The organism is Negadavirga shengliensis, assembly GCF_042652345.1.
Taxonomy (GTDB): domain Bacteria; phylum Bacteroidota; class Bacteroidia; order Cytophagales; family Cyclobacteriaceae; genus Negadavirga; species Negadavirga shengliensis.
This window is the reverse complement of sequence record NZ_JBHSJJ010000014.1, coordinates 58,157-74,648: the sequence shown is the minus strand read 5'-3', so window position 1 is coordinate 74,648 and position 16,492 is coordinate 58,157. Positions and strand designations below refer to the sequence as shown.

Annotated in this window: 12 protein-coding genes; 3 read left to right on the top strand and 9 right to left on the bottom strand. The window is 44.9% G+C overall.

All coding sequences use genetic code 11. The annotated features are described in order from the left end of the window. Positions 1–3: 3 nt before the first annotated feature. The 3 genes from ACFPFU_RS19790 to ACFPFU_RS19780 all read right to left on the bottom strand — a co-directional run bounded on the left by ACFPFU_RS19790 (position 4) and on the right by ACFPFU_RS19780 (position 3,834). Positions 4–1,167, bottom strand: a complete 1,164-nt coding sequence (locus tag ACFPFU_RS19790) for a COG1470 family protein (protein ID WP_377067342.1) — start codon at positions 1,165–1,167, stop codon at positions 4–6. Between the two features lie 301 nt (positions 1,168–1,468). Next, complete coding sequence (locus tag ACFPFU_RS19785; protein ID WP_377067340.1) at positions 1,469–2,578, bottom strand: hypothetical protein; 1,110 nt, start codon at positions 2,576–2,578, stop codon at positions 1,469–1,471. A 263-nt stretch (positions 2,579–2,841) separates the two neighbouring features. Next, positions 2,842–3,834 (bottom strand): GlxA family transcriptional regulator, encoded by a 993-nt coding sequence (locus ACFPFU_RS19780; protein WP_377067338.1) that lies wholly within the window; start codon positions 3,832–3,834, stop codon positions 2,842–2,844. 352 nt (positions 3,835–4,186) lie between these two features. On the opposite strand from ACFPFU_RS19780, the gene ACFPFU_RS19775 reads away from it, so the two are divergent. Both ACFPFU_RS19775 and ACFPFU_RS19770 read left to right on the top strand, forming a co-directional pair. Beyond that, positions 4,187–4,642, top strand: a complete 456-nt coding sequence (locus ACFPFU_RS19775; RefSeq protein WP_377067336.1) for a (2Fe-2S)-binding protein — start codon at positions 4,187–4,189, stop codon at positions 4,640–4,642. A 2-nt stretch (positions 4,643–4,644) separates the two neighbouring features. Continuing rightward, on the top strand, positions 4,645–6,798 hold the full coding sequence (locus ACFPFU_RS19770; protein WP_377067334.1) for a xanthine dehydrogenase family protein molybdopterin-binding subunit: 2,154 nt from the start codon (positions 4,645–4,647) through the stop codon (positions 6,796–6,798). Between the two features lie 406 nt (positions 6,799–7,204). Here the strand turns inward: ACFPFU_RS19770 and ACFPFU_RS19765 are convergent, their stop codons facing one another. Continuing rightward, positions 7,205–8,203 carry a nucleoside hydrolase-like domain-containing protein gene (locus ACFPFU_RS19765; protein WP_377067332.1) on the bottom strand — a complete coding sequence of 333 codons (999 nt, stop codon included), beginning with the start codon at positions 8,201–8,203 and terminating at the stop codon, positions 7,205–7,207. Between the two features lie 176 nt (positions 8,204–8,379). Here ACFPFU_RS19765 and ACFPFU_RS19760 point away from each other — a divergent pair, with 176 nt between their 5' ends. Then, the gene (locus ACFPFU_RS19760) at positions 8,380–9,246 is read left to right on the top strand and encodes a serine hydrolase (RefSeq protein WP_377067330.1); all 867 of its coding nucleotides are present in this window, start codon (positions 8,380–8,382) and stop codon (positions 9,244–9,246) included. 15 nt (positions 9,247–9,261) lie between these two features. Here ACFPFU_RS19760 and ACFPFU_RS19755 read toward each other — a convergent pair whose 3' ends face one another. The 5 genes from ACFPFU_RS19755 to ACFPFU_RS19735 all read right to left on the bottom strand — a co-directional run bounded on the left by ACFPFU_RS19755 (position 9,262) and on the right by ACFPFU_RS19735 (position 16,265). Then, positions 9,262–10,458, bottom strand: coding sequence for a DEAD/DEAH box helicase (locus ACFPFU_RS19755; RefSeq protein WP_377067328.1), 1,197 nt, complete (start codon positions 10,456–10,458; stop codon positions 9,262–9,264). 170 nt (positions 10,459–10,628) lie between these two features. Next, positions 10,629–11,801, bottom strand: coding sequence for a C40 family peptidase (locus ACFPFU_RS19750; RefSeq protein ID WP_377067326.1), 1,173 nt, complete (start codon positions 11,799–11,801; stop codon positions 10,629–10,631). Between the two features lie 61 nt (positions 11,802–11,862). Next, positions 11,863–13,158 carry an amidohydrolase family protein gene (locus ACFPFU_RS19745; RefSeq protein ID WP_377067324.1) on the bottom strand — a complete coding sequence of 432 codons (1,296 nt, stop codon included), beginning with the start codon at positions 13,156–13,158 and terminating at the stop codon, positions 11,863–11,865. A 45-nt stretch (positions 13,159–13,203) separates the two neighbouring features. Then, complete coding sequence (locus tag ACFPFU_RS19740; protein WP_377067322.1) at positions 13,204–14,586, bottom strand: amidohydrolase; 1,383 nt, start codon at positions 14,584–14,586, stop codon at positions 13,204–13,206. A 2-nt stretch (positions 14,587–14,588) separates the two neighbouring features. After that, a complete protein-coding gene (locus ACFPFU_RS19735; RefSeq protein ID WP_377067320.1) occupies positions 14,589–16,265 on the bottom strand; it encodes an amidohydrolase family protein in 1,677 nt (558 codons plus the stop codon). Positions 16,266–16,492 lie beyond the last annotated feature (227 nt).

Sequence of the window (16,492 nt, the reverse complement as noted above, 5' to 3'; positions counted from 1 at the left end):
TGCTTACCTCCTTCCATATTTCTGGAACAGGTGATATATACCGCCCAGTACGACCAGTATCACCGTAAACCCAAACCAGCCCATGACCATTGATGTTTTTACAGATACCCTGAAGGAGGCCCTTTCGGTCACTTCCGGCGTATGGGCTTCCAATGTGGCCATATAATCACCAGGTATTGCCCTGCTGGATGCCTTGATAGTGGCAAAGACCTTGGTGTTTTCACCTGGTTCAAGGGAACTTATCTCATTGGGCTCAAAGATTACATCCCAATCAACGGGTACTTTGCGGTCCAGTTTGATGCCGGAAATAGGAGAAGAGCCAGTGTTTCTGACCAACAACTCCACGCGTTTTTCTCCTCCCGAAGTGATATTGCTGCTAAGAAGCCCTGTAGGCGTGGTCAGTTCCATCTCATAGGACCCTTTGATCACCGTTTCCAGTTCAAGATCAGCAGATGAGGCATTGGTGTAAGCCTGGATAGGGATTTTATAGGTGTCTGCTTTTATTTTACTGGGAGGGTTCACCTCTATGGTTAAGTCCTGCGTGTGGTTTGCCTCTACATTCACAGAACTTACCTGTTTCCCATTAGCTTTGAAATTCACGTTCCATCCCCTGGGAGCATTGGATCTTAATGCATACAATTGGGGCTCTGCAGTCATGTTTTTCAGCTTGGCATTGTAGGTGAAAGTGGTATTGCTGTGTCCTTCGATATTGGCTTGATTGGAAGTAAATTCCGTCCTAAAAGTACCCGTTTCCGAGACATTTATCGTTAACGGCAATACGGTAAATCCGCTGGCAATTACCTTGAAATTATAAGTGCCTTTTTCGATTTTGAGCGGTACCTCAACTTTAAGTGACAGGCTTTTCTTTTCACCTGGCAGCACGGATATTTTCCCTATGCTCCATCCGCCTGATTTCAGAGAATAGTCCCATCCCTCCGGGAGACCGCTCAAGGAGATTGCCACATCTCTTATGCTGCCACTGTTGTTGATTACTTCAATGCTGTAGTCAATGGATTCACCCGGTGGTACGGATAATTCCGTATAGGGTGTATACAAAGCCACACTATTGGCATGTGCAGTGTGGCCACCTAACGCGTTTATCCACGCTATGTGGATCATGATAAGAATGAACCTGTTTGTACTTGTGGACAGTAAAAAACCTTTCATAATCTCTTAATGACTTTTGGTACAAAGTTCAAAACTATAATCCAGCGAATAATTTTGAAATCCATGAAATGTTAAAAATTGTTAAAAAATTATCTTCTGAATTATCGGTATATTAGGCTTATGAAACGAGTTTCTGTGGGGTATGTGAAATTATATAGTAAGTATGTTCTTAAATACAGGTGATCGTTAGATGCCCGCTCATTGATTTTTAGAAAGACTTTGTCTGTATAACATACAATCTCCATTATGATCCGATTCGGTACCTCTACTTCTTTGCTGATTTAGTAGTACGTATAAATGGTCAGCTCACTGCTGCCCTGACCTGTAGCCGTCCTGGAGACAGGGAGGCCTTTGACATCGTAAGTATAACCCAGCTGATAGTGCAAGCTAGTCCCCCCGTTTCGACGACAACCTTTCCGGGTAGGTTAGGTTGGATATTGATATTTGGGAGAACATCGAAATAAGGCACTGGATTAGGTTTGTCTATATATTCCCCGAAAGTGAATTGGGTCAGTAGTCTCCAGTTTTCTGGCCCGTCAGGAACCATTTGTTTAATGGAATGAATGTTTCCGCTGCTATGGTATGTGTAAACTGTATGAATACTGATGTCCAGATTTCCATTTAGTTGACGTTCATACATCGTTTGTCCTATGAGTTCTCCGGCACTGTTGTAATCATAATGGGTATAGGACCGGAGGTATTCATCTACTTTTTTTTCTGATTTGATGATCTTATTGTCTAAATATGAAAATACTACTGTCGCTCCTCCGGGTTCTTCTTCGATAACAACAACTTTCTCCCATTCATCATACTTGTATAGATTGACACCGCTGTACTTCATAGGTGTTTCGGTTTCCCAAAACACTTTATGGATTTTGCCGCTTGGATGATATTCGAACAATTTTTTGGCCTTCCAGTGTCCAAGGGTTTCATGGGCTTTCAGTTTGCCTGAAAGTTCATCATCCAGAAGTTCAAGTTCAAAGTTTAGGTCTTTGCCTAACATCAAAGAACCTGTGGTTTGGATTATCTCAAATGTCAATGAGGAGTGACCTTTTATGACCCCGTCATTTACAGGTAGTACCTGAAACGTTACAGAAGTGACTCCTTTTTCAGCAGGGAGATGGATTTTATTTTCGTCGTCAGGGGAGGGCCAAAGGGAAAAAAGATCGTTGTTCTGTGGATTGTGAAGCATAACCGTGATACTTCCCTCGCTGGGTACTGGATCAGAGAGGCTGATTTGTACCATGAGGCCTTCCGAAGTATTTTCCATCAATGTAGCGGATGGAATGTCAAAATTCGCTCTTACTTTTTGCTGTTCGGGAGAACCGGGCTTCATGTTTTCGTCCACGTTGCAGGCAAGGAATGCCAAAACCATCAGGCAGATACCAAGGCTTTTTTTTGGATTATTCATTATTCAGTCAGAAATTTTTTCTGTTAGATGGAAAAATCAGAATAGAGGTTGCTCGGTCGTGAAAAAAATCTGCCTTTATAACCTGAGTTTCGACTCTGTTTATCAAAAATTTTTAACAGCAGTAAAACCTGCTTAGCGGGTGGAATTACTCTTATCCCACCCAACCCCCTCCCAACTCTCTGTGTCCTCTGTGGTATACCCCAAGGATGAAAATACCAATCCGAATCGAAAATCAAATGAAGTAATGTCAATCGAACTCAGCTTTATATTGCTTTGCCCAGATGGTATACTTCACTCGTATATTTCTGTCGATAATCCACAGGTGACATATCTGTATATTTTTTAAAAACTTCCCTGAAAGCTTTTGGGTCATTATACCCCACGGCATACATTACTTCATTGACTTGTTTTTGACCCTCCTCCAACTGAAGTTTGGCAGCTTCTATGCGTACACGCTGAATATATTCGATGATAGAATTGGCTGTGTTTTTCTTAAATCTCCGTTCAAAGGTCCTTCTGCCCACCCCAAAGCGGTCAGCAAGCCACTCTACTGAAATTTTACTGTCGAAGTGGTTTTCTATGTACTCCTGTACTGCCAAGACCAGGTCATCCCCATGATTCTTTTGGCCCTTAAACATGGCAAAGGGTAACTGGCTTTTTTTTGCGGTGTCGAGAAGAAAATATTTGGAGGCCATAATAGCCATCTCCCTGTGCGTATATTTCTCCACCAGGTAAAGCAGGAGGTTCCAATAGGCATTGGCCCCACCGCTGGTATATAGGCCGTTTTGGTCAGTAATTACCCGGTCGTCTGCCATTTTTACATCGGGAAACATCCTCTTGAAAGCAGCGGCATGGAGCCAGTGGGTAGAACAGGTCTTTCCATTTAATAAGCCTGTGGCTGCCAAAAGGAATGCCCCAATACATAGACTCGCTACCTCAGCCCCCTGCCGGTGATGGCTGACAATCCAGGGAAGAAAACCTTGGTTGGCGGCAATGGCAGCTTCTATATCCCCACTGATTGCAGGAATAATGATAAGATCTGTGTGTGCTACATCCTGAATCAATGCATCCGGGTGAAAACTGACCGACCCATTATTTAAGCGGATATCTCTGTTAAGTCCCACAAGTTGAACGTTGAAAAAAGGAGGTTGGCCCGCATTTTTATAAAACATGTTGATGGCCGAAAACATATACTGGGGATCCACAATAGCGGCTGGCACAGCATTTTCCGGAACGATGATGGATACGGTTTTCATTTTATAAATATAATGAAGCTCCCTGTCGTAACCAACTTCTTTAAGGTGTAGGAATCATCCGTGCCATTTTTCCAAAAAGACGTTGCATAGCTCTTCCCTTTTGGCTTCCGGAATGGATTTATTACTGGATTTTCATGATTCCAATCAAGGGTGTCGTGGTCAATATGGGCCTTTATCCCCGCACTTTTTACCGAAATTAGAAGGACTTTTGGTTAATATTTTTTAATTTAATGATTTTCAATGGCTTGCAAAGCTGAACGAGCTAAGCTTCTGATCCATTGGAACACCTACTTCTTCTTTGAGAGGAATAGGTAATCAGTTGTCATTTTAACCAATTAACCCAACCCTACTCATGACGGTTTCATTTGTATTAAACGGGAAAACTGTTCAAGTCACTGCGGAAGAAGGGGCGAATCTCTTATGGACTTTGAGAGAAAGGCTTCAACTTACGGGGACAAAATATGGCTGTGGCGCTTCTCATTGCGGTATTTGCACAGTACATATGGATGGTAAACCCATTAAGGCCTGTGTCACGCCACTCGCTGCCGTTGAAGGAAAAGCCATTACCACGATTGAAGGACTTTCAAAAGACCGGTCGCATCCGTTGCAGGTGGCCTGGATAGAAGAGCAAGTCCCGCAGTGTGGATATTGCCATTCAGGCCAGATCATGCAGGCTGCTTCATTGCTGGATAAAAATCCCAGTCCCAATAGAAAGGAGATCATTGAACATATGAACGGGGTGTTGTGCCGGTGCGGAACTTACCTTAGGATCCTGAAAGCTATCGAAAAAACCATTCAAAACGCCTGAATATGGAAAAGCAAGCAGTAACTAACGGGATTTCAAGGAGAAGTTTTCTGAAGAGAGGAGGAGGCATCACTTTTATGATAGCCGCTATAGGCATTCCAGGGGTAATGGTTGCCACCAAAAACGGGAGCATGCAACTTACAGCATGGGTCCATCTGGATGCAGATGGCACGTTGACGATATACAACCCCGCCTCAGAAATGGGACAAGGAACAATGACCGCATTGCCGGCCATTTTCGCGGAAGAAATGGATGCGGATTGGACAAAAGTTAAAATCGAAAGTGCACCCGTGGAACCGGAAACATATGGCATAGGATGGGGAGGAGAAAGAGGAGGCAGCATGCTGACCGTGGGCAGCCGTTCAGTAAGCGGCCACTTTCAGAACCTACGGCAGGCAGGTGCCCAGGCCAGGTATATCCTACTGGAAAATGTTGCCGATAAATGGGGGGTAAAGCGTAGCGAATTGGAAACAGATTCCGGATTGGTGACACATAAAGGAACTGGGAAAAGAATCGCTTACGGGGAAATCGTGAAGTTTGCGAAAATACCTGAACACATTCCGGAAATTCCGGACAGCGAACTTAAAAATCCGAAGGATTTCAAACTGATTGGCAAAACGTTTCAACGCTACGACATTCCTTCCAAAGTTGACGGTACTGCCTTGTTTTCAGGGGATGTCCATATTGAAAACATGGTATACGGCATGGTGAAAAGATCCCCTGTGAACGGAACAAAACCCGAGCTGAAAAACAGAGGGGAGATAGAAAGCATGAAAGGTGTCCTGGAAATAGTACCCTTAGATTATGGGATAGGAGTAGTGGCCCAGAGCATGGAGACTGCCTTAAAAGCGAAGGAGAGACTGGAGATCGACTGGATAGGGGAGGTGGAGGCCTCGCATCACAACAGTGAATCTGCTTATTCAGCCTATGAGGAAATGGCCAAATCTGACCACACGGGCAACATCATTTCGCAAGCCGGGAATATGGGAAGTGAAATCCTTAGGGCCAGCAGGATCGTACAGGCAGACTATAAAAACGATTACATCTATCATGCCCAAATGGAGCCGTTGAATGCCGTAGCCCATATCAAGGAAAACTCGGCAGAAGTATGGGTGGGCACCCAGGCGGCTGACGGAACCAGGTCTGCCATTGCCGACCACTTGGGTATAGATTTTCAGTCCGTAAACTTACATACTTATTACCTGGGAGGTGGATTTGGGAGGCGGTCTATGGCTGATTATGTATTGGAGGCCGTTGACCTTTCCAAGGCCGTAAAGCTTCCCGTAAAGCTTCAATGGACAAGGGAAGATGATATTCAATACGGTGCTTTCAGACCCATTTCTTTGCAAAAACTGGAAGCCGGAATAGACCATACGGGCAAGATCAATGCCTGGAAACATGTGGTCATCGGTACAGGGGGAGGACTCTTAGGATCAGGAGCTGATATTCCTTTTTACGATATTCCAAACAAACACATAGAAGTACGTAACATTGACCATGGTGTTCGGACAAAGCATTGGCGGGCAGTAGGTCATGGACCCAATAAATTTGCCATTGAAACTTTTATGGACGAAGTGGCGGGGGAATTGAAACAAGACGCCTACCAATTGAGAAGGGATTTGATGAAAAATCATCCCAGAGCGCTTAAAGTTCTGGATACCGCGGCTGAAATGGCAAATTGGGGAAGCCCTGTTCCCGAAGACAGAGGGATGGGGATGGGTTTTGCTGAACGAAGCGGGTCCTTGGCTGCCGGGGTTTGTGAAATATCAGTTGATAAAAATACAGGTAAAATTAAAGTGCACCGGATTTGGGCCTCATTGGACGCGGGTACGGTTGTGCATCCTGCAAATGCCAAATACCAGATGGAAGGGGCTCTGGTCATGGGATTGAGCAGTGTATTGATGGAGTCCATTACTTTCAAGGATGGGAAAGTGCAGCAAACCAATTTCCATAATTATCCCATATTAAGGATGGAGGATGCGCCGGAACACATTGAAATTGAAATCGTTCCCTCATCAGAAAAGCCAACAGGCATAGGGGAGGCCGGTTTGCCCTTTATGGGTGCTTTGGTCTCCAATGCCTTTGCCAATCTTACAGGCAAAAGATTGAGGCACATGCCCTTTACTCCAGAAAAGGTACTGGCCGCCCTGAAACAGTGATTTCAAACTCGGCACAATCTATCCTGATGTCTTCGTCGTGCAGGGGTTGTGGCAGCAGGTTACAAAAGAATCCACCTGATTTGTTGGTGAAGAACCGGCGGTTGTGACAAGTACGCTGTACGGAAATAATGCCTACTTGTTTCAGTTTCCTGATCAGCTTGGCGATACTGATTCAAAGTTGCTCTTTTTCCCCCATGTCACATTGATGGAATATTTTTTTAAGGGATCCGCGTAACCTTCGGAAAGACTCACGGCGTTTTTACCTGATGAGGTCAGGCTTAAAGTGTAACTTCGGCTATCCTCCGGGACGGGATGTTTTTGGACATAGGATTTGTTTCCCAGGCTGCGTGCATGGCATCCACTGTGTCCCTCTCCCGAAAAAGAGTTTACCTATTATAAAGTTTGTTTAATTTTTTGAGCAATCCCTGGTACATTCCCTCTCTTTCTTCTTCCAAGGTTGATTTGTTGTATGCGTACATGGCCTCAAGGTTATGCCAAGTCTGACAAGGGTCTGCGTAATTCCATTCGATTTCTCCATTATCGTCTGTGTAATAGTTAGGACGAAATTGCGGAAATGGCTTTTGTATTTTCCTGCCCAGCTGCTTTGGGTGGGGTCTTCAGGGTCATGACCGGGATCTATTAAATAAAGTACCGATGGCGTGTCGCCAACCCTGAAATACTGGGCCCAAAGGTGGTCTTTTGTGACAAACTTCAAATGTTTTCCCATTTCTCCATATTCTGCCAACTTTTCGAACATCATTTTGGGCCCCTCCCCGGAAAACATACCGTTATAGGTCCAGTTGATTTCCAGCCACCACATATCCGAAAACCTCGGGTCATTGTAAACTTCATTTCTACCAGGTCCGTTCCAGTTGGGGGTATTACAATCCTCTCCTGGAACTTCATCTTCTGGGCCGTATTTAAGTCCTGTACCTATTGTAATTAACCGGATTTCATTACCTATTTCCGGGTATTTGTTGAGGGCTTTTCCGAAATTGATCATATTCCCCCAGACCAAAACATAGAGGGGATGCCCGTTGAGATTTTCCGTGGCAGCTTTGAGTCGGTCCGCTGCATCAGCAGCATTTTTGGCCAAGAGGCCAGTAATCTTTCCAGGGGAGGGATATCCTCGTTGTTTTAAACCTAATTCGGTAAAATCCGCCCGGTAAGCTTCAATTGCCATCTGGCAGGCTTCCAGTCCTTGCGTATTCCACCGATCAGGTACAATGCCCATTATTTCCAATTCGTCCGCATACCATAATAAATGGACCAAGGACTGCCTGTCATCCGGATCCCCGCTACCGATATGTATGTCAGTAAAAACAAAAACTTTTGGTTGCTCTTTTTGCGCATTGGCATGATAAAAAACCGGAAACAAGGCAAGTGATATACACAGTTTATACATGTAGATTAGGGATTTGACTTACATTTCATTTTAAGCATTTTATTTTACTACTCAAAACTTTACAATGCCGCTTCAAGAAATTTCTCCTAAAACTGGATGCTCGCTGTGCAGTTCCAAACTGTCTTGCAGTGCTTTATATACAGATTTTCATAAATTGGGTCTTTAAACCCATTTATATGTACAACGTATTTTGTTTGGCTTTCTCCTTTTTGTTTTTCCAATATTCATTTTCCCAGTCAGTTAACCTTCAACAGCTTTTGGAGGAGGAGGTGTTGGGTTTCCGGGGAGATGTGGGCATATACGTATTGCACTTAGAAACAGGGGAGGAGGCAGCTATTCATGCAGATACTATTTTTCCCACGGCCAGTATTGTCAAAGTGCCTATTCTGGTAGGGGTTATGGATAAAATAGAGAAAGGAGAACTGAAATACCATCAAAAACTGGTTTACAGGGACTCCATTAAGTATGGGGGATCCGGGTTGATGCAGTTTTTTGTGGACAGTACCGAAACCGAACTCAGTGTTTTGATGTCTCTAATGATCACTTACAGCGACAACACCGCTTCTTTGTGGTGTCAGGCGTTGGCTGGAGGAGGGGAAAGGATCAACGAAATCATGCAAAGTCTCGGGTTGGAACATACACGGGTGAATTCCCGCACTTCCGGTAGAGAAGATATCTGGAAAAAATATGGCTGGGGCCAGACCACTCCCAGGGAAATGGCCCGGTTGCTGGTCGGTATTCGAAAGGGTGAGGTCATCAGTCCCGCCGCTTCCGGGAGGATGTACCGTTTGATGAGCAATATCTTTTATGATGAATATGCCTTGTCGGCCATACCTCCCCATATTCAGACTGCTTCCAAGCAGGGAATGGTCAACGCCTCAAGGTCAGAACTGGTATTGGTCAATGCCCCCAATGGGGACTACGTTTTTTATATAGCCACCAAAAACAATGAAGATCAAAGGTGGGAGGAAGACAACGAAGCCTATGAGCTGCAAAGGAGGATCAGTGGTTTGCTATGGCGGTATTTTGAGGGAGATGGATGAGCTATCGTAAAATAATTACCTTCTTCTCCAGTTCCTGTTGGATTTCTTTTTTGGTTTAGGTATGGCTTCTTCTTTCATAACCCCTTCAAATGGATAGGGATGATCCTCTACCACCGGAATTTTCTTTCCGATTAATTTTTCGATGTCTTTTAATTCCTTTAAAGTTTCCCCATCCACAAACGACATGGCCAAGCCGGAATTCCCAGCTCTTCCGGTCCTGCCTATGCGGTGCACATAGGTCTCGGGGATGTTGGGCAAGTCATAGTTGAACACGTTGGCCAGTTCATCGATATCTATTCCCCTTGCGGCGATGTCCGTAGCCACCAGTACCTGTAATTTACCACTTTTGAAATCATTCAAGGCATTTTGCCTCGCATTTTGGCTTTTGTTGCCATGTATGGCGGCGGCTTTGACCTTTTCACGGAGCAATTGTTTTACCACCCTGTCTGCCCCATGTTTGGTCCGGGTAAACACCAGAGCAGAGCCAATCTTACGGTCCTTTAAGAGATGAAGCAACAATTTACCTTTGTCGGTTTTGTTGGTGAGAAAAAGTCGCTGTTCGATTTTGTCCACTGTGGAAGAGGGTGGTGTTACTTCCACCAGGGCTGGCTTCGTGAGAAGCGAATCCGCCAATTTTTGGATTTCCGGAGGCATGGTGGCCGAGAAAAACAAAGTTTGTCTTTTGGCGGGGAGTAAGGCAATTATTTTCTTGACATCATGAATAAAGCCCATGTCCAACATCCTGTCCGCTTCGTCCAGAACAAAAATTTCAAGTTTTCTGAGATCGATGTACTTTTGGTTGATCAGGTCAAGCAATCTCCCCGGCGTGGCAACCAAAATATCCACCCCTCTTTTCAGGGCATTGGTTTGATGAAGCTGGGACACCCCTCCGAAAATAACCGTATGGCGAAGTCCTGTAAATTTGCCATAGGCGGCAATACTTTCATTGATCTGTATGGCCAATTCCCGCGTGGGGGTAAGGATCAATGCTTTGATTCCCGGTTTCCGCTGTTTATGCTGGCTCAAGAGCTGGAGAATGGGAATGGAAAAAGCGGCGGTTTTTCCCGTGCCGGTTTGGGCACAGCCCAAAAGATCCCTGCCTTGGAGAACCAGAGGAATAGCTTGTTGTTGGATGGGAGTGGGAGTGGTATATCCTTCGTCGGCAACCGCCTTGAGGATCGAATCTATAATTCCTAAATTGTTAAATGCCATGTGGCTGAGTCTTAAAATGGACTGACAAAGGTTTAGGTTCTCTATCAGTAGGCTAAAGTTCTATATCGGCTTACAACCCGCCTTGAAATTTTTGAAATGTCGTGCAAAGGTAGGGGAATTTACCGAGCTTAAAAAGCCAGGTATCATAATAGCCGGTGGCCATGCCCTGACTATAGAAGGAATGTTAAATCTTTTACACTAAAAATGTTGTTGCTGGCATGGTTTCTTATTCTTTTGGTACGGAGGTACCTGTTTAATTCGTATTCGTCAAAGTTTTCATCCCCGGGATCAAAACTGCTGATTCTCACCCGCCCTCTGGAATGAATAAATGATTTGTTTCCTATCCACATCCCTACGTGGACTACCCGCTCTGGGCTGCTCTCAGTAGCGGGTGTTCCAAAAAAAAGGAGATCCCCGACCTGCAATTGACTCCAATCTTTCCGGTGATCAATTTCCTCCCCTTCATTTACCTGCTGGGACGCATCTCTCGGGATCACCATACCATTCAGAAAGTAGATGGTTTTCGTAAAGCCGCTACAATCTACCCCTTTCGGTGATGTGCCTCCCCAGAGATAAGGTGCTCCCATCATATCTTTGGCTGTCCGGATCAGGTTTTCATCAGAAGCAAGCCTTGTACGGACCCAGTTTTCATAGGTTACACCTTCGGTTTTCTTCATATGCCCCTTTCTTCCGTCTGGCAACATTACTGTATAAGAATGGGGGGTTTCACCGAGCATCTCAAGAATATTTCCAGCCGTAATGTCGCTGACTTTATTGTTCAACTCGTCATCTTGGTAAACATAGGCAATCATCTCAGTACAAACCAGCTTAGGGACATCAACCCATCTTTGCATCTCTGTTGCCGTCATTAAATGGATTCCTGCTGCATCTACCCAAGAGATGTATTTATCAGGTGTCTGCACAAGGTACCAGCTATCCTGCTTTTTCAGGACTTTTAGGGCGGTACCCATTAAAGCTTGTGTGGCCAGTTCCGCCGAGTGCTTTGGCTGACTGCGGATATTGGCTACGGAAAGGGTTACCAAGGCCTGTGTTTGGTTTCCAAGCCCCGGTTCAGGCAAAACCTTTATTTCATCCTTGTATCCAATGTTTTTCTCATCCAGCCTTTGAAGCAGTTCTAAATGGGCTTCCGGAAGGTCTGTTTCTCCCGTTAACTTACCATCTTTCCATTCCACTTCAAACAAAGCCACCCGTTTATCCGGGGCATGTTTTTTTTGCAGGTGAGTTATTTCCTCCTTAATTTCCGCTTGTTGATTTCCCGGCTCACAGCCAGAAACCAAAATGGGGAACAATAAAACAGACCATGCTTTCCTGATAGTGTTCATGCTGAATACGATTTACCTTCTAAAATTATAAAAAAATATCAAAGAAGGTGTTTCTGAACCATTATTCTGCATCGTCAAACCCCCTGTCCAAAAATTCCTGGTACAACCTGATATGTCGGTTGGTCATCGGGATTTTGTAGCCATCAATGAAAACGTGGATAATTTGGGTCTTCGGTTCAAAAGGATCCCCATCAGCTATAAAAAGGGTAGCATTTTTGCCGGTTTCCAGCGAACCGAGTTGGTCACTCACTTTGAACATCTCTGCGGGATTTATGGTGATGGCTTTGAGCGCTTCCTCTCTGCCCATTCCATAGGCCGCGGCAAAGCCTGCATTGAAGGGCAGGTTCCTTACATTTTCTGCACCATCCGTTCTTAAGGCTACTTTTACCCCCGCTTTATGCAGCTTGGCCGCATTGGTGTATGCGGCGTCATACCGGTCCGAATTCCGGCTGGGTAGGGATAGCACAGGACCTGTTATCACCGGGAGCTTAGCGGAAGCTATTTTATCAGCAACCCTCCAGCCTTCGGAAACCCCTGTAAGGATAACATCTAAATTCTTGTCTTTGAGCCAAGCCAAAGCAGCCACAATGTCTTTAGCTGAATTTACTTCCAAGAGTAGGGGCAATTCCCCTGAAACGGCCTTGGACAATTGCTCCATCTCGGGGTAATAAGGAAGCTCGCCACCGGCTTGTTTGAGTGTATGGTAGGTTTCTGCCCGCTCCCATATTTCATTCAGGTTTTTTAAAGCTTTTTCAGCTTCGGTTCTAATGGTTTCGTCGCTTCGGTTGTCATACGTACTTCTTTTGGCAGTGGAGGGAAACCTCAGTACCACACCCTGGTATCCTGCATACATCTGGTCCGGAGTGTAACCATTCAGGCTGATCAATGCGGCAGTTCCCGGAAAATACCCCCCCTGAGGGACCGTAAGCGTATTGGTAACCCCACTGACCCTTGTAACAGGAATGGCTACAGAGTTGGGATTGATGGCGGTCAGGGCCATCATATGGGGGGTTACGTTACCTATTTCCAGGTAATCCTGGGTTTCCGCCAGTGACCCTACTTCCACCAAGCCCAGCCGGCTCCCCCCGTCAATAAACCCAGGGTAAATATATTTGCCCCCGCAGTCGATCACCGTAGCCTCTCCGATAGGCAGGGATTGCCCAATGGCTACGATTTTTCCATGGGCTATTTCAAGATCGGTGTTTTCCTTGATGCCCTGGGTAACGGTAAACAGGGTGGCATTTCGGAGTAAAAAATGCCCTTTAACGGGCTTCACGACCTCTCCCTCAATTTGGGAAAAACCTTGAAAGGCCAGTACAAAAAAAAGGATGATGAAAACAAACCTTGCTTTATTCATATGTTGCTATTTTCTATCGTCAATACCGGTGGATTTATTGAAGGTTTAATGCCTATGTTCGAACAGGCTTCTGCCGAAGTTTGTGAAATAGAAATCTACATTCTGCATGCAATTATGCTGATGCTCTTTGATATATACCGGTTCTACGGTTTCATTGGGATTTATTTTAAGTCTTTGATCATCTTTGTCTTTTTCTATATCAAAATAAGCAATGCCGTCTATAAAGGTCATTTGCGGTACGGCATAGATAGAAAGGGGATGCTGGTCAAATATAACCAGGTCACCGTGCTTTCCTTCTTCTATAGAACCTACAAACCGGTCTATTCCCAGCTGCCTGGCAGGATTGATGGTGATCAGGGCCAGGGCCTCTTCATCACTCAGGTCCCCGTAGCGCTGTGATTTGGCGGCTTCATGGTAAAGGTGGCGGATCACTTCCCCCGAATCAGAATTAATGGAGGTGATCACGCCATTGCGGGTAAGCACAGCGGCGTTGAAGGCTGTGGAATAGTACACTTCAAATTTATAGGCCCACCAATCGGAAAAGATGGATGCTCCCATCGTGTATTTGGCGAGTTCCGGAGCCACTTTAAAACCTTCGTTAACATGTGAAAACACGATCTTATCAATATTGTATTCCCTGCACAGCTTTATCAACATGTATATTTCATCGGCCCGGTATGAATGACAATGGATGATGATTTTACCTTCAAGGATATCTGCCAGGGTCTCCAGTCTATAACTGTAAACCGGTGGGGGGACACCATTGGACTTTTTGGCAACGGCATTGTGGTATTTATTCCATTTTTTCTTGTATTCAATCGCTTCCTCAAAGCCGTTCCGGATGACGGCTTCTACCCCCATTCTTGTTTTTGGTTGGAGGTTTTTTCCCCTCCCATGCACGCGGGTTGGATTTTCCCCCAAGGCAAATTTGATAGTCCTTGGTGCTTCCTCCATCAACAACGCTGCAGGATCAAACGTGCCATAACGGTGCTTTAGCGTAATGTTTTGACCGCCAATGACATTGGCCGATCCGTGCATGGCGTGGGAGATGGTCACTCCGCCCGCCAAAGCCCTATAGATGCCGACATCGAAAGGATTGACTACATCTTCCATTTTTACCTCCGCGGTGATTGGGCTGCTTGCCTCATTAACCGCATCCAGGGCAATATGCGAATGGGCATCAATAATCCCAGGCATCACGTACTTGCCTGAAGCATCTACGATTTGGATATCTTTTTTAACATTAAGGTTCCGGCCGATTTTTGTAATGGTGCCTTTTTCCACCAGGATATCCGTATTTTCCAATACGCCATGGGTAATGGTCATTACGGTGCCATTTTTTATCAAAACGTCTCCGTTTTCTGTTTGAGAAAAGCCGGGTAACGCCCCAAACAGTAAAAATATACCGACTATCAATCCTATTCTCATTCTCAATCAGGTTTTTCCGTTTTTTTGGCCTTTATGGGAAAACTGCCGAAATCAATGATGTTTAATTTTCCCGTCAATTCATCGCCGCTTATATCTCCGTCTATTTTGATAAACAATTTGTTTCCACCGGCATCTACATGAAATTCAAACCTCATACGGGTAGCATCTACCTTTATATTCTGCATGGGCACGCTCTTTTCGCCGCCGCCGTCCGGGTCATCATAAGTAACGGTCCCTTCGTAACCATCAGCTGTTTTATTCAGTTTCCAGTGGCCTTGGGAAGTACCGGCATCTGTCTCGGCAGTATAAGTCCAATATTGGGATTCATCTTTCTTCCCATTCTTCCCGTTATTTGTCTCATATTTGAAAAGATAACCGTCTACTACCACAAAGGATATTTCTGCATCTTCATGAAATAACGTGTCAGTCAGGGCAATGAGATTGGCCATCTTTCCTTTTTCCAAGGTGCCTGCCCTTGATTCCAGTCCAAGCAAACCGGCAGGATTAATGGTCAGCGCTGCCAAAGCACCGTCTTTTGACAGACCTTTTTCTATCATTAATTTAAGATTGTCAAAAAAGTCATTTTTGGCCAGATGCTTGGTCGTAAATGAAAACGGAATCCCAGCCTTTTCGTATTCACCCGCCAGCGACAGCGCTTTATGATAGGCCTCTTTCGATCTTTTCAATCTTGCTTCATAATCAGCATGCGTTTCTTCCGGACTTTGATCTTCATTTGACCCATGTTTATCCTTCGGCAGATTCAGGGTAAGGACAACGTCGATTTTTTCTTTCCTGATGATAGGAAGGAGTTGTTCTCCCTCATTCACACCGTTCAGTACCAGATGAAACGGAGCTTCATCCCTAAGCTTGATAGCCCTCCTCATTTCCAATTCATTGGAGACTTCAAAAAGAACCGGAAGTTGCTTTTCCCATATGGGGGATAGGGCCTCCAATATTTTATTCTGTTCAGGTCGTATGGAGATACGGTTACTGGAATAGTGGCTTGTGTGCGTGCTGTGAAGACCGGCATTATGGTATAAATCCCTCCATTTGGCCATGACACCTAAGGTAGTATTGGGATACACTCCTCCGACCGTACTGAATTTGGCGTATAGGGAATGCTTCTCATCCAGTATATTGTTTTTGTCTTTATGGCCATAAAGGACCACCGCTGTGGTTCCCGGAAGCATACCATTGCCCATCGGCAGTTTTTGTGCTATGGTAAACCCCAGTTTTCGCCAATCAGCATCCTGGTCGTTATTTTGGGAGTAATGATCCAGTACGCTGAAATGCGGATGGATGCCGGCAATTTCAGGTAGAGGGTTTGACGGGTCAAAATCGGCCGGTTTTTCCGGGATGTTAGGCTTACTTACCCCTATTTTGTTGGCCATATCGATAAACCCGGGATATAAAAAAAGCGTGTCCCCTTTTATTTTTTGTGCATGGGCAGGGATATGAATGTCATCACCAATATCTTTGATTACCCCCTCTGAAAAGAGCAGGTGTTGCCTGGTAAGGATTTTCCCGGGTTCAGGAATTATCGTGGCATTGGTGATTACATAGGTATCGCTTACCCTTCTCTCTCCGGTTTTGTCGCTTTGGGCAAATGATATCGTTCCGGATAACGGAAGGGTCAAAAGTAAGATCACCACAAAAGGTCTCCAGATGACTGATGGCATTCAAATAGGCTTTTAGAAACTGGGGGGCAAAATAATGAATCAAGGAATGATATGTAAACTTTCTTCTTCAAAAGTCTGCTTTTGGTAGAAGAATGGTAATTATCTTCATTTTGATACCTGACGCTGTAAGGGAGAAAAATTTTCTCTATTCCGCTGAAAAGAATATAAGTAGCGGCCTGAAAGGATTTATTTTACTCGGTGCAAATTTGGATTTTTACTTAAATTTT